The organism is Mesorhizobium sp. WSM4847 (assembly GCF_055811335.1).
In genome coordinates, this window is record NZ_JBVVPY010000006.1 from 186193 (window position 1) to 207182 (window position 20990).

At 62.3% G+C, this 20990-nt stretch carries 19 protein-coding genes and 1 tRNA gene; 6 read left to right on the forward strand and 14 right to left on the reverse strand.

Annotated features, from left to right (window positions below; all coding sequences use genetic code 11):
* Positions 1-6: 6 nt before the first annotated feature.
* The 8 genes from AC0L28_RS10815 to AC0L28_RS10850 form a co-directional block, all read right to left on the reverse strand.
* The gene (locus AC0L28_RS10815) at positions 7-294 is read right to left on the reverse strand and encodes a hypothetical protein (protein WP_353812978.1); all 288 of its coding nucleotides are present in this window, start codon (positions 292-294) and stop codon (positions 7-9) included.
* 178 nt (positions 295-472) lie between these two features.
* The gene (locus AC0L28_RS10820) at positions 473-1033 is read right to left on the reverse strand and encodes an O-acetyl-ADP-ribose deacetylase (RefSeq protein ID WP_287341839.1); all 561 of its coding nucleotides are present in this window, start codon (positions 1031-1033) and stop codon (positions 473-475) included.
* Positions 1034-1036: 3 nt separating this feature from the next.
* On the reverse strand, positions 1037-2644 hold the full coding sequence (locus tag AC0L28_RS10825; protein ID WP_473477311.1) for a carboxyl transferase domain-containing protein: 1608 nt from the start codon (positions 2642-2644) through the stop codon (positions 1037-1039).
* A gap of 5 nt (positions 2645-2649) precedes the next feature.
* On the reverse strand, positions 2650-3033 hold the full coding sequence (locus tag AC0L28_RS10830; protein ID WP_473477313.1) for a type II toxin-antitoxin system VapC family toxin: 384 nt from the start codon (positions 3031-3033) through the stop codon (positions 2650-2652).
* A complete protein-coding gene (locus AC0L28_RS10835) occupies positions 3030-3422 on the reverse strand; it encodes an AbrB/MazE/SpoVT family DNA-binding domain-containing protein (RefSeq protein ID WP_473477315.1) in 393 nt (130 codons plus the stop codon). The genes AC0L28_RS10830 and AC0L28_RS10835 overlap by 4 nt, the downstream gene beginning before the upstream one ends.
* An 84-nt stretch (positions 3423-3506) precedes the next feature.
* Entirely contained in the window at positions 3507-4670 is a 1164-nt protein-coding gene (locus tag AC0L28_RS10840) for an isovaleryl-CoA dehydrogenase (protein ID WP_128184645.1), read from the reverse strand.
* Between the two features lie 58 nt (positions 4671-4728).
* Complete coding sequence (locus AC0L28_RS10845) at positions 4729-5385, reverse strand: TetR/AcrR family transcriptional regulator (RefSeq protein ID WP_473477318.1); 657 nt, start codon at positions 5383-5385, stop codon at positions 4729-4731.
* Between the two features lie 111 nt (positions 5386-5496).
* Positions 5497-6609 carry a pyridoxal phosphate-dependent aminotransferase gene (locus AC0L28_RS10850; protein ID WP_473477320.1) on the reverse strand — a complete coding sequence of 371 codons (1113 nt, stop codon included), beginning with the start codon at positions 6607-6609 and terminating at the stop codon, positions 5497-5499.
* Positions 6610-6750: 141 nt separating this feature from the next.
* Between AC0L28_RS10850 and AC0L28_RS10855 the strand changes: the two genes are divergently transcribed.
* The gene (locus AC0L28_RS10855; protein ID WP_473477322.1) at positions 6751-8430 is read left to right on the forward strand and encodes a tetratricopeptide repeat-containing sulfotransferase family protein; all 1680 of its coding nucleotides are present in this window, start codon (positions 6751-6753) and stop codon (positions 8428-8430) included.
* A 449-nt stretch (positions 8431-8879) separates the two neighbouring features.
* Here AC0L28_RS10855 and AC0L28_RS10860 read toward each other — a convergent pair whose 3' ends face one another.
* The 4 genes from AC0L28_RS10860 to AC0L28_RS10875 all read right to left on the reverse strand — a co-directional run bounded on the left by AC0L28_RS10860 (position 8880) and on the right by AC0L28_RS10875 (position 13897).
* A complete protein-coding gene (locus tag AC0L28_RS10860; RefSeq protein WP_128168083.1) occupies positions 8880-10094 on the reverse strand; it encodes a porin in 1215 nt (404 codons plus the stop codon).
* 408 nt (positions 10095-10502) lie between these two features.
* Positions 10503-10593: transfer RNA gene (locus AC0L28_RS10865), tRNA-Ser, on the reverse strand.
* A gap of 52 nt (positions 10594-10645) precedes the next feature.
* Positions 10646-11554, reverse strand: a complete 909-nt coding sequence (locus tag AC0L28_RS10870) for an alpha/beta fold hydrolase (RefSeq protein ID WP_473477324.1) — start codon at positions 11552-11554, stop codon at positions 10646-10648.
* Positions 11555-11842: 288 nt separating this feature from the next.
* A complete protein-coding gene (locus AC0L28_RS10875; RefSeq protein WP_473477500.1) occupies positions 11843-13897 on the reverse strand; it encodes a lytic transglycosylase domain-containing protein in 2055 nt (684 codons plus the stop codon).
* 334 nt (positions 13898-14231) lie between these two features.
* On the opposite strand from AC0L28_RS10875, the gene dapA reads away from it, so the two are divergent.
* The 3 genes from dapA (at position 14232) to AC0L28_RS10890 (ending at position 16611) form a co-directional block, all read left to right on the forward strand.
* Entirely contained in the window at positions 14232-15113 is an 882-nt protein-coding gene (gene dapA / locus AC0L28_RS10880; RefSeq protein WP_023800777.1) for a 4-hydroxy-tetrahydrodipicolinate synthase, read from the forward strand.
* Between the two features lie 246 nt (positions 15114-15359).
* Entirely contained in the window at positions 15360-15839 is a 480-nt protein-coding gene (gene smpB / locus AC0L28_RS10885) for an SsrA-binding protein SmpB (protein WP_023800776.1), read from the forward strand.
* A 28-nt stretch (positions 15840-15867) separates the two neighbouring features.
* A complete protein-coding gene (locus AC0L28_RS10890; protein WP_473477326.1) occupies positions 15868-16611 on the forward strand; it encodes a glycoside hydrolase family 25 protein in 744 nt (247 codons plus the stop codon).
* Here the strand turns inward: AC0L28_RS10890 and AC0L28_RS10895 are convergent.
* Together AC0L28_RS10895 and AC0L28_RS10900 are read right to left on the reverse strand one after the other, a co-directional pair.
* Positions 16580-17257 carry a uracil-DNA glycosylase gene (locus AC0L28_RS10895; protein WP_473477328.1) on the reverse strand — a complete coding sequence of 226 codons (678 nt, stop codon included), beginning with the start codon at positions 17255-17257 and terminating at the stop codon, positions 16580-16582. The genes AC0L28_RS10890 and AC0L28_RS10895 overlap by 32 nt on opposite strands.
* Positions 17254-17835: a LabA-like NYN domain-containing protein gene (locus tag AC0L28_RS10900; RefSeq protein ID WP_023800773.1), complete on the reverse strand. Its 582-nt coding sequence runs from the start codon at positions 17833-17835 to the stop codon at positions 17254-17256. The genes AC0L28_RS10895 and AC0L28_RS10900 overlap by 4 nt, the downstream gene beginning before the upstream one ends.
* A gap of 319 nt (positions 17836-18154) precedes the next feature.
* Here AC0L28_RS10900 and rpoZ point away from each other — a divergent pair, with 319 nt between their 5' ends.
* Together rpoZ and AC0L28_RS10910 are read left to right on the forward strand one after the other, a co-directional pair.
* On the forward strand, positions 18155-18556 hold the full coding sequence (gene rpoZ, locus AC0L28_RS10905) for a DNA-directed RNA polymerase subunit omega (protein ID WP_023800772.1): 402 nt from the start codon (positions 18155-18157) through the stop codon (positions 18554-18556).
* A gap of 111 nt (positions 18557-18667) precedes the next feature.
* Positions 18668-20896 carry a RelA/SpoT family protein gene (locus tag AC0L28_RS10910; protein ID WP_023800771.1) on the forward strand — a complete coding sequence of 743 codons (2229 nt, stop codon included), beginning with the start codon at positions 18668-18670 and terminating at the stop codon, positions 20894-20896.
* Positions 20897-20990: the final 94 nt, after the last annotated feature.

Genomic DNA, 20990 nt, shown 5'->3' on the forward strand with positions numbered 1-20990 from the left:
GCCTGCCTACTTGGAGGCAGCGATCCCGCAGCCGCCGGCCGCGGTCTTGACCTTCCATCTCGTCAAGCCGGCCTGGCAATTGCGCAACGCACTCTCTTCCGCGGCCTGTTGCGAGGGTGCGTTGAGTTTGGAGCCGCAGATGATGTAGAGGTCGGTCACGCGCGATTGGAACGTCGTCGCATAGGCCGAATGACCGCTCGCCGCGACATAGGCCTTGTAGGCCTTCGGGCAATCTCCAGTCGAACCTGCCGGAAAATGGACGGCGAAACGTCTGTCGCCCTTGCTTCCCGCCACGATTCCGCCGCTCCAATGCCGGGCGCTGCTAATATAAGCAATCCCGCAAGTACAGATACAGTTGTTTTCTGAAAAAGCTGCTGTCTCATCTTCGCCCAATCCCCATTGGTATTTGCGATGAGCAATAGCCGCGATTCTTTCGTCTGGCCAGATCGGGGAATGAAAATAAGTCTGAAAACTATGAATGGATTTTCTTACCTGAGCCGGTCGCGCTCCCGCCATTGCGCAGCAACGCCTGTTGGTATAGGTCCGCCGTCTGTTGGTCGAAGCAGCAGAAGATGACGGTTTCAGGAACCGCATTGTGGCTGACAAAGGCGCTCACCGTGCCAACGGCGATCTGCGTCGCCTGGTCCTTTGGATACCGGTATACACCGGTCGAGATCGCCGGAAATGCCACCGTCCTGCAATCCTTGCCGGCGGCGAGTTCGAGTGACCGGCGGTAGCAGGAGGCCAACAACTCGGCTTCGCCCTTGCCGCCGCCTTGCCAGACCGGCCCGACCGTGTGGATGACATAGCGTGCCGGCAGCCTGTAGCCCTTGGTGAGTTTTGCGTCGCCGACCTTGCAGCCATTGAGGGATTGGCATTCGGCCAGAAGTTCGGGGCCGGCCGCACGGTGGATGGCGCCGTCGACGCCCCCGCCACCCAGAAGTGAGGTGTTGGCGGCGTTGACGATGGCGTCGACCGCCAGCCTGGTGATGTCGCCGACATGAACGCGAATCCTTGCCTCGATCTCGCTCATCGGTCACATCCTGAACACGCCGAAGCTTGTCTCCTCGATCCCGGCGTTCAGCGCTGCGGACAGGCTGAGCGCCAGCACCTCGCGCGTCTTGGCCGGATCGATGATGCCGTCGTCCCAGAGCCGGGCGGAGGAATACAGCGGGTGGCCTTCATGCTCGTATTTCATCAGGATCGGCTTCTTGAATTTTGCCTCCTCCTCCGCGCTCCATTCCCCGCCCTTGCGTTCGATCCCCTCGCGCTTGACCACGGCCAGCACGGTGGCCGCCTGCTCGCCGCCCATCACCGAAATGCGGGCATTCGGCCACATCCACAGGAAGCGTGGCGAATAGGCGCGTCCGCACATGCCGTAATTGCCGGCGCCGAACGAGCCGCCGATGATCATGGTGACCTTCGGCACGCGGGCCGTGGCGACCGCCATCACCAGCTTGGCGCCGTCCTTGGCGATGCCGCCGGCCTCGTATTTTCGCCCGACCATGAAGCCGGTGATGTTCTGCAGGAAGATCAGCGGAATCTTGCGCTGGCAGCACAACTCGATGAAATGCGCGCCCTTCAGCGCACTTTCGGAAAACAGCACGCCGTTGTTGGCGATGATGCCGACCGGCATGCCGTTGAGATGGGCAAAGCCGGTGACCAGCGTGGTGCCATAGTTCTGCTTGAACTCGTCGAATTCGGAGCCGTCGACGATGCGGGCGATCACTTCACGCACGTCATAGGGCTGGCGCAGATCGGTCGGCACGATGCCGTAGAGTTCTTCGGCTGCATAAAGCGGCGCAATCGGATCGCGTAGCGCCAGCCCGATCTGCTTCTTTCGATTGAGGTTCTTGACGATGCGGCGCGCGATCGCCAGCGCATGCTCGTCGTCCAGCGCAAAATGATCGGCCACGCCGGAAAGCCGCGTGTGGACCTCGGCGCCGCCCAATTCCTCCGCGCTGACGTCCTCGCCGGTAGCGGCCTTCACCAGCGGCGGACCGCCGAGGAAGATGGTCGCCTGGTTGCGCACCATAATCGTCTCGTCCGACATCGCCGGCACATAGGCGCCGCCCGCCGTGCACGAACCCATGACGCAGGCGATCTGCGGAATGCCTGAAGCCGACATGTTGGCCTGGTTGTAGAAGATGCGGCCGAAATGGTCGCGGTCGGGAAACACCTCGTCCTGGTTGGGCAGGTTGGCGCCACCGCTGTCGACCAGATAGACGCAAGGCAATCTGTTCTGCGCCGCGATCTCCTGGGCGCGCAGATGCTTCTTCACCGTCAGCGGATAATAGGTGCCGCCCTTCACCGTGGCGTCGTTGACGACGACCATCACTTCGGTGCCTTCGACGCGGCCGATGCCGGTAATGATGCTGGCCGATGCGATGTCCTCACCATACATCGACCACGCGGCGAACTGGCCGATCTCGAGGAATGGCGAGCCGGTGTCGAGCAATTGGGCGAGGCGCTCGCGCGGCAAAAGCTTGCCGCGGCTCTGGTGGCGCTCACGCGCTTCCTCCGAGCCGCCACGCTCGACGGTTGCCGCCTTTTGCGCAATGTCGGCGACCAGCGCCCGCATGCGCTCGGCATTGGCGCGGAAGGTGTCGGAGGCTGGCGAGATCTGCGAGGTGAGGGGGGCCATTGGCGTTACCGGATCAGTTCGATCTTGCAGCCGATATCCAGGTCGCCCCAGCCGCGGTCGGCGGTGACGGCTATGGCGTTCTCGCGAATTGCCAGGGCCAGGCAGGCCCGATCGCCCAGCGACAAGTCGCGATGCCGCGTCAGCTCGCGAAGCTGACCGGCGGCGATGCCCATCATCTCGTCGAAAGCAGCGACCGGCATGCCGAGACTGGCGAGGTCGTCAGCGGCCTCTTCCATGCTGCGTCCCCTGTCGATCAGCTTGGCGATAATTTCGGCCGCATTGACGGAGCTGAATTGCGCATCCGGCGCGAAACCCAAGGCAACATCGGTGCCTTTCTCGTCAAGCAGGATCGCAAGCGCTGCCGAGCTGTCCATGACGTAAGCTTTCACTTCGCTCCCTTCCTCGCCGTTCCTTCGGCATGAAGCCGGTCCAAACGTCTATCGCTTCGACGCTGTTCTTCCCGCCGCTCCTTCAGAAATTCGTCGACGACACTTTCGCCGGGCTTTTTCAACGCTGACAATTCGGCCTGGACGCGCCGCAGATTCCGAAGCCACGACCTTACCCGCAACTCGCCGTTCTCGACATGAAGGATCAAGTCTTCACCAGGCTTCACGCCGATTTCCTCGCGCATCGCAGCCGGGATAACGAAGCGTCCGCCCTCGCCAAGTCTGACGCGCTCGCGTTTCGCTGGCATCCGGAGCGGAGTTTTTTGAGCTCCTGCCTCGAATTGTGTCGGCGGGTTCTCGTCAAACCCAACCTTTTCGGTTCCGTTCGCCATGTTCTGCCTCGGTCCGGAAATATGACATCTCAGGAGAAATATGGGGCAAATTGTCCAGCATGGCAAATTCAGGAAATAGTGCCATCAGACTCCTTCCGCCATGATTTCCCGCCCGATCAGCCAGCGGCGGATCTCGCTGGTGCCGGCGCCGATCTCGTAGAGCTTGGCGTCGCGCAAAAGCCGGCCGGTCGGATAGTCGTTGATGTAGCCATTGCCGCCCAGCAGCTGGATGGCGTCGAGCGCCATCTGCGTCGCCTTTTCGGCAGCGAACAGCACGCAGGCTGCGGCGTCCTTGCGGCTCGTCTGGCCGCGGTCGCAGGCGGCGGCGACGGCATAGACATAGGCGCGCGCGGCGTTCATCGTCGTATACATGTCGGCGAGCTTGCCCTGCACCAGCTGGAACTCGCCGATCGGCTGACCGAACTGCTTGCGTTCGTGCACATAGGGGACCGCCACATCGAGGCACGCCGCCATCAGCCCGAGCGGGCCGCCGGCGAGCACCGTGCGCTCGTAGTCGAGGCCCGACATCAGCACCTCGACGCCGCGCCCTTCTTCATGCAGCACATTGTCGAACGGCACTTCGACATCCGAAAAAACCAGTTCGCCGGTGTTGGAGCCGCGCATGCCGAGCTTGTCGAGCTTTTGCGCGACGGAAAATCCGGCGAAATCCTTTTCGACGATGAAGGCGGTGATGCCGCGCGACTGGAGTTCTGGATCGGTCTTGGCGTAGACGACCAGCGTCTCGGCGTCCGGGCCGTTGGTGATCCACATCTTGGTGCCGTTGAGCACATAGCAATCATTGCGCTTTTCGGCGCGCAGTTTGAGCGACACGACGTCGGAGCCGGCGCCGGATTCCGACATTGCCAGCGCGCCGACCTTTTCGCCGCTGCACAGCGCAGGCATATATTTTTCCTTCTGCGCCGGTGTTGCCCAGCGATTGATCTGGTTGACGCAGAGGTTGGAATGGGCGCCGTAGGAGAGGCCGACCGAGGCCGAGGCGCGCGAAATCTCCTCCATCGCCACGACATGGGCGAGATAGCCCATGCCGGTGCCGCCGAATTCCGGATCGGCGGTGATGCCGAGCAGGCCGAGCCCACCGAGCTCGGCCCACAGATGCGCCGGAAATTCATTCGAGCGGTCGATCTCGGCGGCGATCGGGGCGATCTTGTCCTGGGCGAAACGCCGCACCAGGTCGCGCAGCGCTTCGATGTCTTCGTCAAGCCCGAAGTTGAGTGTGTGCGTGTACATGCCGTTTCTCCCGGCGCACGGCCCCGAAATCGAATTCGATTTCGGGAAGGGCGCAAAATCAAAGTGCTACAGCGTCCTTTGCTCGCCGGCTGCGGCGCTGCAGGTCGTTGTCGCGCCATGGGCCTTTGCTTCCAACCAGGCGCATCGTCATTGAAAGATATGTGGCGGTTACCTCCGAGATCGATAGCCGCTCGCCCGGCCGGAACCAGACGATGACGCCGGTCATCATCTGGATCAGCGCCATGGCTGTCAGCCCTGTGTCTTCGACGTCGAAGACGCTGGCTTCCGCGCCGTCGCGCAAGATGACGCGCAGCTCCTTCTCATAGGCGGTGCGCATACGCAGGATCTGCGTCAGGCGGTCATGCGACAGGCTGCGCAATTCCATGTTCGAGACATGGGTGGAATGGCGACGCTCGACATGGAAGGCGATGTGGTTTTCGACATAGGCGGCGAGCCGTGTCGCCGGATCGGCCGCGGCCGGGCGCGCCGCGTCCCACGCCTCGATCAGCCCTTCCATGTGCTCGCGCATCAGCGTGAACAACAGGTCTTGCTTGGTCGGAAAATAGCGGTAGAGCGCCGCCGCCTGGACGCCGACCTCGGCGGCCAGCTGGCGCATCGACATCGCCTCATAGCCAAGACGCGCGATCAGGCTGACCGCCGCCTCGCGGACCGCTGCTTCGGTCTTTTCGCCGTCGGAACCGGTCGTGCGCGCCATGCAAGCCTCGTTGAGAGGGTAGGAATAAAACGAACGTTCAATTAATTCAAGAGCGCAGGGTCTTCCCTTCTCCCACAAGGGGAGAAGGAAGAGCCGCGCCTGTTCGGCCTTTCAGCTTCCCCGTGCTGCCGCCAGCGCACCCGGCAATTCCTCGGCAAAAATGTCGAGCTCGTGGTCGAGGCCGACGCTGACCCTGATACAACGGTCGAGCACCGGCACCATCGGCTTGCGGATGAACACATCGCGCGACAAAAGCGCCTGCAGCACCTTCAGCGCGAAGGCGCCGTCGCCGCCGCAGTCCATGGTGACGAAATTGGTCGCCGAGGGCAGCGGCTTCAGCCCGTTCGCTTCGGCTATTTCAGCGATGCGCCGGCGGCCGGCAGCGACCCGCGTCACCACGCTTTGCAGATAGTCCTGGTCGGCCAGCGCCTCGACGCCGGCGATCTGCGCCATGCGGCTGACGCCGTAGTGGTTGCGGATTTTCTCGAAATCGCGGATCACCTGGGCGTCGGCCACCGCATAGCCGCAGCGTATGCCGGCCAGCCCGTAGGCTTTCGAGAAGGTGCGCATGCGGATGACGTTCGGCCGTGACACGTCGATCGGCGGCAGCGCCGAGGCAGGGCCCAATTCGCCATAGGCCTCGTCGAGCACCAGCATGGTGGTCTCCGGCAGGGCTTCGATGAAGCGGATGAGCTCCGCCGCCTCCCACCAGCTGCCCATCGGATTGTCCGGGTTGGACAGGTAGAGCAGCGGCGCTTTGTCCCTGGTGACCGCAGCCAACAGGCCGTCGAGGCTTTCCCGGTCGTTCTCGTAGGGGACCGCGACCAGCCGGCCGCCGACGCCGGCAATATGGAAATTGAAGGTCGGATAGGCGCCGAGCGAGGTGACCACCGCGTCGCCCGGCGCCACATACATGCGCGCCACCAGGCTGAGCAACCCGTCTATGCCTTCGCCGACCACCACGTTTTCGACGCCAACGCCAAGATGCGCGGCAACAGCCAGCTTCAAATCGTGATTGTCTGGATCACAATACATCCACATGTCGCGGGCGATGCCGGCCATGCGGGCGATGACGCGCGGCGAGGGGCCAAAACTGCTCTCATTGGCGCCGATGCGGGCGCGAAAGGCGCGGCCGCGATCCCGCTCCTGCGCCTCCGGGCCGACAAACGGCACCGTCGAAGGAAGCGCGCTGACGATCGGCGTGAGGGGAGGGCGCTGGCGCATGGCAAAAGCTCGCTCGAAAAGTGCCTTCTTGCTAGCGCGGCACAGGTGGCCGCGCAAGCTCCCGCCTTGGCTGCAGCCAGCATGCTGGATTCCCCCCGCACTTTTTGCTAGCGAGATATTTCTTTTTGCTAGCGAGATATCATGAACAATCGACTCCCGCCTGCCTGGTCAAAGCACATCAAGCCCGGACCCGCGCCAAAAGTGAAGGGGCCGATAGTGAAGCCTTTGGTGAGCCCGCAGAAAGCAAGCGCCCAATCGCGTGCGCAGGCCGACGACGCATTGCTGAAAAAGGCATATGCCTTTCAGCAGGCCAAGCGGCTCGACGAGGCTCAGGACCTATGCCTTCGGGTTCTGGAGCGCACGCCAAACCATCCGCTCGCCTTATACATCCTGGGGACCATATACCTGGGTTACGACGATGAGCGGGCCTTGCGATATTTCGCACGGGCGGTCGGCGAGGAACCTAAAAACCCCTACTACCACCTCAGCCTGGGCGAGGCCTATGTGAAGGTCAGCGAGTATGCGCCAGCAATCAAGCATATGCAGTACGCCCTGGAACTGCAGCCCGGCCTTATCGAAGCACTTTGTGCATTGGGGCGCACTTACACGGCGTTCGACAAGCCCGACATGGCTCTGCCGCTTTACGAGAAGGCGCTGAAAATCAACCGCGATCATCCCAAGGTGCGAGCCGGGCTGGCCAGCGCGCTCAGCGGCCTGGGCCGTATGGATGAAGCCGCCGCCTATCTGAAGCAAGCAATCGCACGTCGTATTGGCGTGCCGGCTGCCTACAACGACCTTGTACAGACGCGAAACTTCACCGAGGAGCCCGAGGAGCTCCAATCCATCCTTCGTGAGCTCGGCAATCCGAAACTTGGTTCGGAAGGCGCGCAGCAACTCCATCACGCCGCCGGCAAGGTGCTGAACGACCTCAAGCGCTATGACGAGGCATTCGACCATTTCAACAAGGCGAAACAGGCCTCCGGCCAAAGGTTCGATATCGATCTGTATCGTCGGTGGGTCGATTCGATGATTGAAACCGTCACGCCGGACTTTTTGGCTGCCAGGGCCGGCTATGGAAATCCTTCCGAAGCGCCTGTGTTCGTGGTTGGCATGCCCCGCTCGGGGACGACGCTCACCGAGCAGATCTGCGCCAGCCATCCCGACGTTCATGGCGCAGGGGAGCTTAGCAAACTGAGTCGGGTTGCTAACGCGATCGGCCTCAAGACACCATCGGCTGGTGATTTGAACCAGCCGATCACCTCGATCACGGAAGACCTGTCCAGAACCTTGGCCGAAGAGCATCTGTCCTATTTGCGGGAGCGGGCGCCTGCCGCACTTCGCGTCGTGGACAAGACGCCGCACAATTTTGAACTGATCGGCCTTATCGGCCTTCTCTTCCCCAACGCACGCATCATTCATTGCCGCCGTGATGCCATCGACAACTGCGTCTCCTGCTTCGTCCTCAACTTCAGCGAGGCACACAGCTACAACACCGACCTGAATACACTAGGCCTGTACTATCGCGAGTATGACCGCCTGATGCGGCACTGGAACGAGGTCTTTCCAGGCCTTATCTTCGAAAATCGCTATGAAACGCTGGTTGAGGACCAGGAAGCCCAGTCGCGCCGCCTGATAGATTATCTCGGGCTGCCTTGGGATGACGCCTGCCTGCGCTTTTTCGACAGGGATGGTTCGGTCAACACGCCCAGCCGCTGGCAGGTTCGCCAACCGATCTACAAATCGTCGGTCAAGCGCTGGAAGAATTATGAAAACGAAATTCAGCCACTGATACAGTCGCTGGGCGATCTTGCTGAGATTTGACTTGGGGATGGCGGCCCGCATTGCGCGGGTCGCGAACTGCCAACCGACCTGTCCTGTTCCTTCGTTCCTGCGTTGCAGAAATATTTTGAGACGCTGGAGGGGCAGCGCCCCTGCCGGACAAGGCTCTTCCTTCTCCCCCCTGTGGGAGAAGGTGGCCGAGCGAAGCTCGGTCGGATGAGGGGTGCTCCAGCTTGGCATCGGCCGCACTCCGTCCAACACCCCTCAACCGACTTGGCGCTGCGCGCCAATCCACCTTCTCCCACAAAGGGAGAAGGAAGAGGCTTGTCCGGCAGGACAGAGGGGGGCGCGAAGGATCGCTGCTGACTTCGTTCTGCGCAGTTGTCGGCTGAGTATCGGCGCCCCCAAGCATTCCGGCCTTGACAGCCACGCCGACACGAAAAAAACCCGGCGGTTGCCCGCCGGGTTCGAGTTCAGTCAAACGCTGCTGATTAGAACGAGCGCTGGAAGCGGAGCATGCCGCCGAGGCTGTCTTCGTCGTCCGCACCGGTCCAGTTGGAGAAGTCGGGCTCGTCGAAGTCGCCGGCGTGCAGGTAATCGACTTCGGCCGTGATCGTCAGGCCCGGAACGATGTCATAGGCGATGTTGGCAGCGATGCCGAGGTTTTCGCCTTCGTCATACGAGATCTGGGTGTTGAACGAGGTCTTCTCGTTGATGGTGTAGGTGCCACCGCCCCAGACCGCCCAGTTGCCGCTCCACAGCTTGTACATGCCGCGGCCGCCGGCGACGGGTGTTGCGAAGCCGGGATCCTCGTAGTTGTCGTCAGTGCCGTAGCCGGCCATGATGAACAGCGACAGGTTCTCCATTGGGGTGACGTCGAGGCGAACCTTGCCGGCCACTTCTTCGTAGTTGGCGTCGTAAGCAATGACGCCGGTGATGGCGCCCCAGCCCTGCGTCCACTTCACGCCGCCGACAACATGCGGAACATAGCTGTCGATCGTGAAGTCGCCATAACCTTGTTCGAGCGAGACCACGGCCGAGAAGCCATTGCCGGCGTCGAAGTAGTACTGGACGACGTTGGTGTCGAAACCGCCGTAGGGAACCAGCGTATCCTGGATGACGTTGCCGGCGTAGCCGATGAACGTATCGTAGGCCGATTCGTCTTTACCGACGCGCAGGCCGCCGAGCTGGATCCAGGCGAAGTTCAGCGAAATGCCTTTGTTCTCGGCAGGGTTAGCGACAATGATAGTCTCACCTGGCAGCGGGGGCAGCGGACCGGCGCCGTCCGGATCGGGACCGGGGACGTATGTGCTGCTGACGTGCCGGTTCCGGTTGCCGAAGTTGAAGCGGGTCTCGGTGTAGGTCTTCAAGGTGCCGAGCTCGGTTTCCTGGCCGGTCCAGGTCTTCAGGTTAAAGCGGGCCTGCTTGTAGTACGTGTCCTGGATGTCGCCGTCCTCGACGTCGAAGTTCTCAGCACCGTCGAACGAGCCGACGTCGCCGACGCCGATGTCGTAGCGGACATAGCCGCCGATGCGCAGGCAGGTCTCGGTGCCGGGGATGTAGAAGTAGCCAGCGCCGTAGACGTCGCAGATGCGGACGTATTCAGCGGGTTCCGGCTCGGCGACGACGACGGCGTCGGCGGCGCGCGCACCGGAAACTGCGACCAGAGCCGCAGCGGAGCCAAGAAGAAGGCTCTTGATGTTCATTTTCTGACCTCCAGTCAAAAGTTAAAAAACGGGTCTGGGTATTCTTTGCTGAAGGACAGCGTTCCCTGCCCCATCCCCACTACCGAAAAAGATGCGCACCGCGCCGCTCCTTCGAACCCGACATTACCCATGAGGCGGCGGCGTTCAACAACCATCGCATCGGCGAAAGGTCTGTGCAGGCGCTATCACCTTGCCTTGTTGCACAAATGACACGATTTGGCCTCACTCGGAAAGCTCCCGTTAACCATTGCGCCGCCGGAGACAGGTTGGAGACCCATTGGGCCAGGCCTTGCAATCCGGCCGATTCCGGCAATTGCCTGCCACAATTGCGGCGATGTCTGTGAGTCGCCGGCCAAGGCATTGCCGCAGAATCGCCGCATGGCGAAAAGCGGCGAGCGCGAAGCGGGATGGCGGAGAGGATGGGATTCGAACCCACGAGAAGCTTTTGACCTCTACTCCCTTAGCAGGGGAGCGCCTTCGACCACTCGGCCACCTCTCCGTTGCGCTGGTGGATAAAGAAAAGCGCCGGCACAATCAACAAGCCTGACCCATTATCGTTGAAAAAACCGGCTCCCGGCGAAGCGTTGCTCGGTCCTGTCCAGAAAAGCGGCGATGGCGCCGGGCAGGCCGCCGGTCTCGAGGAAAGGCGCATGGCCCTGGCCTTCGACCGTGATCGTCTCGACACAAGGATGACGGTTTCGCATCTGTTCGAAGGTCTCGGCGGACAGCAGCTTCGAATTGGCGCCGCGGATGGCGAGCAAGGGTATTGCCGCCAGTGCCTCGAACTGCGGCCATATGTCTGGCAGCTTCTGGGTCAGGTCGAGTCCCGCCAGCGTCTCGACCAGATTCGGATCGAAATCCGGCAATAATCCTCCACCCGTATCTCGGTAGAGCGCCGCTGCCATCCGCTCCCAATCCGCCTCGGTCAGGGCAGGAAAGTCGCTGCCATGCGCGCCGCGCTGGGCGCCGACGGCCTCGGCGTGGGTTTTCGGCTTCGGCGCGCGCTCGAGATAGGAGCGGATATGGGCGAGACCGCCGGCCTCGAGCACCGGGCCGATATCGTTGAGCACGATAGCCCGCAGGACTGCCGGCCGCATCACGCCAAGCACATGGATGATCAGCCCGCCGCGTGACGTGCCGATGAAACCAGCCTCGTCGATGCCCAGCGCCGCCAACCCGCCGAGGATGTCACCGGCTTCGACGCCGATATTGTAGTGGCCGATATCGGGGTCGTAGGCGGATTGCCCGCGCCCGCGATAGTCGAAAGCGACGATTTTTCGCGGCGTTTGCGCCCGCCGCGACAGATGCAGCGCCAACTCATGAAAATCGCGGCAATTGCGGGTCAGGCCGGGCAGGCAGACGACCGGCCAGTGGCCGGAATTCGCTTCGCCATAGATGCGGGCGTGGAGTTCAAGCCCGTCCGGCGAGGCGTAGAAGAAGTCGGAAAAATCGATCGACATTTTGGGACTCGATTCCTCGCCGTTGCCGGATCGTCGACTGCTACAGGGGAGGGCGGGCACGGTCAAATCGAAGCGTCATTTTCGAGATGTCGGTGGGACAGCGCCCCCCTCTGTCCTGCCGGACATCTCCCCCTCAAGGGGGAGATTGGCTGTCCCTTTGCTTTCGCCAATCGCCAACGCTGATAAGGAAGGCGCCGCCAGTGTAACTGCCAATCTCCCCCCTTGAGGGGGAGATGCCCGGCAGGGCAGAGGGGGGTGCTTCGCCAAGCCAGCCTTCGCCCGAACGGATCAACTCCGCCCATTCACCAGGTCCCCGACAATGTCGTACTTGCCGGAAATACGCATCTTGTAGACTTCGTAATTCTCCATCACGCGCTGGACGTAACTTCTTGTTTCGGTATAGGGAATCCGCTCGATCCAGTCGACGACGGCGTCGATGTCCTTGCCGCGCGGGTCGCCGTATCTGGCCACCCACTGGGCGGCGCGGCCGGGGCCGGCATTGTAGCCGGCGAAGGTCAGCACATAGGAGCCGTCGAAGCGGCCGAGCTGCTCGCCGAGGAAGGCGGCGCCCAAGGTCGCGTTGTAGCCGGCGTCGGTGGTCAGCCGCGCCTGCGAGAAGGTCATTCCGGCCTTGTCAGCCAATTGCCTGGCGGTCGCCGGCATCAGCTGCAGCAGGCCACGTGCGCCGGCGCTGGAGACGGCGCCGATGTTGAACTCGCTTTCCTGGCGGGCGATCGCATAGGCCAGCGCCTTGCCGGAGCCGGAAATGTTGGCGGTCTCGGGAATGGCGCCGAGCGGATGCGACAGCGCCCCGACATCGATGCCGCGCGCGCCGGCGATCTTGCCGACCTTCAGCGCCAGGAAGTGATTGCCCTGCTTTTCCGCCATCGCGGCCAGCAGCGCCAGCTCTCCGGGACTGCTCAACTGTCCGGCGAGGTCGCGGTAAAGCGTGTCGGCGTAGCGCTGATAGCCCGCCTGCTGCAGTCGCCTGATGGCGCAGACCGCCTCGCGGCTGGAAAAATTCCGGTGATCGCTGGCGCTCGGCTGCGGATGGGCGATGTTGAGGATCTGCCGGCCGACGCGCTCACCGGCGAGCTGGCCGTAGAACGTCGTGCCGTAGGCGGCGGCACGGCTAAAATAATCCCTGGCGCTGCCGGGGCCGCCGGCTTCGGCCGTACGGCCGAGCCAATAGTAGGCGCGCGACAGCGATATCGGCCCCTGGGCGAGACCGGCGATCCGCTCAAAATGCTTGGCAGCGGTGGTGGGATCGTTGAGGCCGCGCAGCGCGTACCAGCCGGCATGAAACTCCGCATCGGCCGCGTTGGCAGCAGTTTCGCCGGCGTGTGCGGCGACTATCCTGTAGGCGGTCTTCATGTCGCCCTGGTCGACCAGTTCGCGCGAAAGCACCCGGCGCTCGGCCCACCAGGCATCCGGGTCGATCAGAGCGCTGCGGTCGCTCGGCGCCTTCATCACCATTGCGGCGGCGTCGGAAAACTTCTGCTGCTTGCGCAGATATTGGGCTTGGGCGAAGAGATAGCCGGCCGAACGCTGCGCGGCGGGCACCGCCATCAGCAGCCTGGCCGCGTTCTTGTCGCCCCCATTCTTGTCGCCCTTGTCCGCCGCGGCCCAGGCGTCGGCCAGTTGCCGGGCGCCCGCAAGGCCGGCGACGCGCAGCGCCGAACTGACCCGGTCGGCATAAAACATGCGCTCCATGCGGAAACGGTGGTCTGATGCGGGAATCAGCGTGCCGAATTCCTGGATGATCGCCGCCTCGTCCCTGGCTTGCAGTTTTTCGGTGCGCCAGAAAGGCGACAGCACCGAGCGCGCCGCCTCGACGTTGCCCTGCGAGACATAGGAGCGGGCGAGAATCACCACGCCCTCGGCTGTTTGCGGCTGGCTGCCGCCGAAAGCCTGCACCACGATCTCAGGCGCGGGGTTCTCGCGGTAGAGCGCGCGCTCGCTGTTCTTGCGCAAGGCGATCATGCCCGGCCAGTTCGGCAGCATTTTCGCAGCATCGGCGATGTCGCCGCTTGGCACCTTGTCGCCGCCATAGAACGCGATGGCCCAGGCAAGGATGTGCTGGTCGAGCGAATCGACCGGCAGGGCGTCGCGCACCTGGCGCGCACCGGCAATGTCGTTTGCCGCCAGCGCATCGAGGCCGCTCTTCAACCTGGCGACGCTGGCGGGAGGGGATTCCGGACCCTGCAGGCCGGTATCCAGCAGGTTTGGCTTCGGAATGGTCGACGTGACCTGTGCATCGACCTTGCCGGCGGCCACAAGGGTCGGCGTCAACAGGAGAATTGCGCCAAGCAGCGCGAAAAAATGAGGCTGCCGGGTCGGCATCGTCTTCATCATTTCCTGTCTTGCACAATCACCAACAGGCACAGATCAACTGAAGCCTAGTTGGCTGTGGTGAAGAGCCTGTAAACGGGGCTATCGAAGTCGTTCAAATTGCGCTTGCTGGCATTCTTGTCATGCTTGCCGCGCAACAATGTCGAGACTATGGTGCGCCGCTTCGCTTTCGGCTAGAAGGCGCGCACGACAAAACACCTGCAGCACCGCGCGTCATCTCGGATGCGCAAAGGACGCTGTGGCACTTTAAATTTGGCGCATGATCTTTCCGTGGAATCGGCTCCGATTTTCGGGCTCGTGCGCCAGTCCCAAGGAGTTGGACGACATGCTGAGAGGCTCGCTAACCGCGCTCGTAACACCGTTCGAAAAGAGCGGCCGTTTCGACGAGAAAGCGTTTCGCGCCTTCATCGCCTGGCAGATCGCTGAAGGCACGACCGGCGTGGTTCCGGTCGGCACCACCGGCGAGTCGCCGACGCTGTCGCATGACGAGCACCGCCACGTCGTCAAAGTGTGCGTCGAGGTGGCAAAGGGCCGCGTTCCGGTCGTCGCCGGCGCCGGCTCCAACAACACCGAGGAGGCGGTTGGCCTGGTGCAATATGCCGAGAAGGCGGGCGCCGACGCGGCACTCGTCGTCACGCCCTACTACAACCGGCCGACGCAGCGCGGCCTCTATGCGCATTTCGCTGCCGTCGCCAAAGCGACCAGCCTGCCGATCATCATCTACAACATTCCGCCGCGCTCGGTGATCGACATGATGCCCGAGACGATGGGCCAGCTGGTGCATGACTTCAAGAACATCGTCGGCGTCAAGGACGCCACCGGCAAGGTCGAGCGGGTTTCCGAGCAGCGTGCCACCTGTGGCAAAGATTTCATCCAGCTTTCCGGCGAGGACGCCTCGGCACTCGGTTTCAACGCCCATGGCGGCGTCGGCTGCATCTCGGTGACGGCGAATGTCGCGCCGCGGCTGTGCGCCGAATTCCAGGAGGCGACGCTTTCCGGCGACAACGCCAAGGCGCTGGACTTGCAGGACCGCCTGCTGCCGCTGCACAAGGCGATTTTCCTGGAACCCGGCGTGTCCGGCGCAAAATATGCGCTGTCGAAGCTCGGCAAGGTCGAGAATGTGTTGCGTTCGCCGCTGGTCACCGTCGAGCAGTCGACCGCCGAGAAGATCGATGCGGCCATGAAGCACGCCGGCTTGATTAATTAGCGAGCCCGTTTGGAAACTCTACTCCTGCGGCCAACTGAAGGCGTCACCTGCGCTTCCGGTGCTCACGTACTATATGTACGCTCCGCTCCGGTTCGCGCATGGCCCCGAAAGCGTTCGCTTTCGGAAAGGACCATGCGCAAACTCAGACTTCTAGAGCGTCCTTTGCGCGTTTAAAAAACGCGCGGCGCTCTAGTGGCACCATCATCTGACTCGCAGGAGCGAGTTTCGAAACGGACTATAGACGTCATGAACCAGGTCAGAAAAGCCGATCCCAACAACAAGACCGTTGCGGAAAACCGCAAGGCGCGGTTTTCCTACGAGGTGCTCGACACGATCGAGGCCGGCTTGGTGCTGACCGGCACCGAGGTGAAGTCGCTACGCCAGGGCCAGGCCAACATCCAGGACAGCTACGCCTCGGTCGAGGGCGGCGAGATCTGGCTGATCAACTCCTATCTGCCGGAATATCTGCAGGCCAACCGCTTCAACCATGAGCCGCGCCGGCGCCGCAAACTCCTGCTCAACAAGCGCGAGATGGCCAAGCTGTCGCAGAGTGTCGATCGCGAAGGCATGACCCTGGTGCCGCTAAAAATCTATTTCAATGAAAAGGGCCGGGCGAAGCTTGTGCTCGCCGTCGGCCGTGGCAAGAAACTGCACGACAAGCGCGAGACCGAAAAGCAGCGCGACTGGTCGCGCGAAAAGGGCCGGCTGCTGAAGGAGCGTGGGTAGGCCCGGAGCCACTCTTTTGAAGAACCGGATGAGGAACCGGATTGTCTTTTGGGGTGCGGCCAGCCTGATCCTGGCGTGCCTTGTCACGGCCGCCGGCTATTTTTACTCCCGACCGTTTTCTCCGGACCGCGGCAAATATCCGGTCAGGGGCATCGACGTTTCGCATCATCAGCGACAGATCGACTGGCGGCGTGTTGCCGCCGACGATGTCGCCTTCGCCATCATCAAGGCAACTGAAGGCGGCGACCATGTCGACGATGCCTTCGCCGCCAATCTGCGCGAGGCGCGTGCGGCTGGTCTGGCGGTCGGCGCCTATCATTTCTTCACCTTCTGCAGGCCTGGCGCCGATCAGGCGAAGAATTTCATCTCCGTCGTGCCGCGCGATCAGACGCTGCTGCCGCCGGTGGTGGATATCGAATTCGTCGGCAATTGCCCGCGGCGGCCATCGCCCGAAGAATTGAGCGTTGAACTCTCGGCTTTCCTCGGCCCTGTCGAGGCAGCCTTCGGCAAGACGGCGATCCTCTATGTGACCGACGACGCGGCACGGGCCTATGCCGGCCAGATTGTCGGCCGCCGGCGCTGGGTTCGTTCGCTGGCGCTGCAGCCAGATCATGACGACTGGATCTATTGGCAGTACCACGACAGCGGTCGCGTCGACGGCATCACCGGCGACGTCGATCTGAATGTGCTTCAGGGCGGGCCGGAGAAATTGGCCGAGCTGTTTGCGCCACCGCCCGAATCTATCTCTCCAGAAACGCCGCTATCTCCCTGAAGACGTTGACGAACATTGCTTCCGTCAGCACGCCGGTGTTGGTGTTGTAGCGCGAGCAATGATAGCTGGAAAACAGCGTCACGCCATTGGTTTGCTGCTGCCCGCCATGCTTGAACGGGTAAGCGGCGACACGCTGGCCGAGCGCCCGCACGGTCGATTGGTGCGCGATCGAGCCCAGCGCCAGCACGGCGCGCAGGTTCTTGAACCGCGCGATCGTCGGCACCAGGAACGTCCGGCAGGTGGCAATCTCGGCGCCGGCCGGCTTGTTGTCCGGCGGCACGCAGCGCACCGCATTGGTAATCGCCGTGCCGACAAGCTCCAGCCCGTCATCGGGCCGCGCCTTGAATTGGCCACGGGCAAAGCCGTGTGCGATCAGCGTGTTGTAGAGCAGGTCGCCGGCAAAATCGCCGGTGAAGGGGCGTCCGGTGCGGTTTGCGCCGCGCAGGCCCGGCGCCAGTCCGACGATCAGCAGCCCCACCGCATCCTCGCCCTCGGGTGGCAGAAAGGTCGGCACTGGTGCATTGAACCAGGACGGCTCGCGCTGCCGCCATTGCGCGATAAAATCATGCAGCCGCGGGCAGAGCGGGCAATCGCGGTCGGGCTCGGAGGACGCGACCAGGGGAGCGGTCAAGACCGCCGCCGTCAATACTCGTCCTCGTCGACTTCGGCCGGTTCGGGCCGGCGCACCGGCCGCTCTGACGGATCGCGGCCGACATCGCTCTTCAAGGTAATCAGGTCGATGAAATGATCGGCCTGGCGGCGCAGATCGTCGGAAATCATCGGCGGCTGCGAAGCCATGGTCGAGACGATCGAGACCTTGCGCCCGCGCCGCTGCAGCGCCTCGACCAGCGTGCGGAAATCGCCGTCGCCGGAAAAGATGACATAGTGGTCGACGACATCGGCGAGTTCCAGCGCATCGACGGTCAGCTCGATGTCCATATTGCCCTTGATCTTGCGGCGGCCGGTCGAGTCGGTGAACTCCTTGGCCGGCTTGGTCACCACCTTGAAGCCGTTATAGTCGAGCCAATCGATCAGCGGCCGGATCGAGGAATATTCCTGGTCCTCGACCAGCGCGGTGTAGTAGTAGGCACGCAGCAGGTAGCCGCGCTTCTGGAAGTTCGACAAAAGCCTGCGGTAGTCGATGTCGAAGCCGAGCGCGCGCGACGTGGCGTAAAGATTGGCACCGTCGATGAAAAGGGCGATTTTTTCACGAGGGTCGAACATGGAAATATTCCTTTTCGAAAATATGCGGTCGTCTAAATGCGCGTGACTATCGGTCAGCTTGAAATAACCGGCTGACCTTCGTCATTCGAGATAACGCCGGTTTTACGGCAATCCAAGGGTATGATGCTGCATAGCAAGCAATTGTGATCGGTGCCGCATGTCGCAGGCGGCGCGCGCCCAGACTGGCCTTGGCCAGACCCCGGCCCCAGGCCCCAGGCCCGGCATTGTCCGGCACTGCCAAAAAGCTTGTATTTTGGCGGCGTTCGGGTTATGGACCGCGCCTGTTTTCCATCAAATCCAGGCATGAAAGGGGCAGCTCATGGCCCGCGTAACCGTTGAAGATTGCATCGACAAGGTCAACAACCGCTTCGAACTCGTGCTTCTGGCCGGCCACCGCGCCCGTCAGATCAGCCAGGGCGCGCAGATCACCGTTCCTCGTGACAACGACAAGAATCCGGTCATCGCGCTGCGCGAGATCGCGGAGGAGACATTGTCGCCCGACGACCTCAAGGAAGACCTGATCCACTCGCTGCAGAAGCATGTCGAGGTCGATGAGCCGGAAGCCGACGGCGAGGCGATCGCCGACCAGACCGGTACCGCCGCTGCGGCAACTGACGCCGACGACACCGAGGACAACATCACCTTCGACCGTATGACCGAGGAAGACCTCCTGGCCGGCATCGAAGGTCTGGTGCCGCCGGAAAAAAGCGACGATTATTGATCTTCCCACCGGCCGCCGACACTTTCGCGCCGGCGGTTTCGTGGTTATCTATGACATGCGCCGTACGCCAGTGCGGCGCATGATTCATTTCAGCACTGCGAGATCCCGCCCATGATGCGTCAGTATGAGCTTGTCGAGCGCGTCCAGCGCTACAAGCCTGACGTCAACGAGGCGCTGCTCAACAAGGCCTATGTCTACGCCATGCAGAAGCATGGTCACCAGAAGCGCGCCTCCGGCGATCCCTATTTCTCGCATCCACTCGAAGTCGCCGCCATCCTCACCGAAATGCACATGGATGAGGCGACCATCGCGGTTGCCTTGCTGCACGACACCATCGAGGACACCACGGCGACCAGGGCCGAGATCGACGAGCTGTTCGGTCCGGAAATGGGCAAACTGGTCGAAGGCCTGACCAAGCTGAAGAAACTCGACCTCGTCTCCAAGAAGGCCGAGCAGGCGGAAAACCTGCGCAAGCTGTTGCTGGCGATATCAGAAGACGTTCGCGTGCTTCTGGTCAAGCTTGCCGACCGCTTGCATAACATGCGCACCCTCGACCATGTCCCCGAAGCCAAGCGCCTGCGCATCGCCGAGGAAACGATGGATATCTATGCGCCGCTGGCCGGGCGCATGGGCATGCAAGGCATGCGCGAGGAGCTCGAGGAGATCGCCTTTCGCTTCATCAATCCCGAAGCCTACCGCGCCGTCACCGCGCGGCTCGCCGAAATCTTCGAGCGCAACAAGGATGTGCTGTCCGAGATCGAGAAGGCGCTGTCCACGCTGTTCGACAAATATGCGATCAAGGCCGAGGTCAAGAGCCGCCAGAAGAAGCCGTGGTCGGTGTTCCGCAAGATGGAGGCCAAGGCGCTGTCCTTCGAGCAGCTGTCCGACATTTTCGGCTTTCGCGTCGTCGTCGATACCGTCGAGGACTGCTACCGGGCGCTCGGCGCCATCCACACCACGTGGTCGATGGTGCCCGGCCGCTTCAAGGACTACATCTCGACGCCGAAGCAGAACGACTACCGTTCGATCCACACCACCATCGTCGGACCGTCGCGGCAGCGCGTCGAGCTGCAGATCCGCACCTATCAGATGAACAAGATCGCCGAATATGGCGTTGCCGCGCATTCGATCTACAAGGACAGCGGCGGCAAGGTGAACGGCACTGCCCATGCGATCTCGAAGGAGACCAACGCCTATGCCTGGCTGCGGCGCACCATCGAGCAGCTTGCCGAAGGCGACAATCCCGAGGACTTCCTCGAAAACACCAAGCTCGAGTTGTTCCAGGACCAGGTTTTCTGCTTCACGCCCAAGGGCATGCTGATCGCGCTGCCGCGCGGCGCGACGCCGATCGATTTCGCCTACGCCGTGCACACCGATGTCGGTGACACCTGCGTCGGCGCCAAGGTCAACGGCCGCATCATGCCGCTGATGACCGAACTGAAGAATGGCGACGAGGTCGAGATCATCCGCTCCAAGGCGCAGGTGCCGCCGGCGGCATGGGAATCGGTCGTCGTCACCGGCAAGGCGCGCTCGGCGATCCGCCGCGCCACCAAGAACGCCATCCGCAAGCAGTATTCGGGTCTCGGCATCCGCATACTGGAACGTGCTTTCGAACGGTCAGGCAAAATTTTTACCAAGGAAAGCTTGAAATCGGTGCTGCATCGGCTGGCACGCAAGGACATCGAGGATGTGCTGGCCTCTGTCGGTCGCGGCGAACTTGCCTCTACCGATGTCATCAAGGCGGTGTTTCCCGACTACAAGGACGAGCGCATCACGCTGGCGGCGCCCAAGCAGCGCGAGGAGGGCTGGTCGAAGATCCGCAACGCCGCCGGCATGCTTTTCCAGATTCCGGGCCGCGCCGCACGCAAGGACAAGGACCAGCCAAGGGACGGCGCCGTGCCGATCCGCGGCGTGCGCGGCGACCTGCCGGTGCGCTTCGCGCCGGAAGGTGCCGTGCCCGGCGACCGCATCGTCGGCATCGTGCAGCCGGGGACCGGCATCACCATCTATCCGATCCAGTCGCCGGCGCTGCAGGCCTTCGACGACCAGCCAGAACGTTGGATCGACGTGCGCTGGGACATTGACGAGCGCACCAAGGAGCGGTTTCCGGCGCGAGTCTCGGTCACCGCCATCAACGCGCCGGGCTCGCTGGCCGACATTGCGCAGGTCGTTGCATCCAACGACGCCAACATCCATACATTGTCGATGGTGCGCACCGCGCCTGATTTCACCGAAATGCTGATCGATCTCGAAGTCTGGGACCTGAAGCACCTGAACCGGCTGCTGTCGCAGCTCAAGGACAATTCGAGCGTCAGCGACGCACGGCGGGTGAATGGGTGAATGGCGAGAGTAGTGAATAGTGAATAGTGAATAGTGAATAGTGAATAGTGAATAGTGAATAGTGAATAGTGAATAGTGAATAGTGAATAGTGAA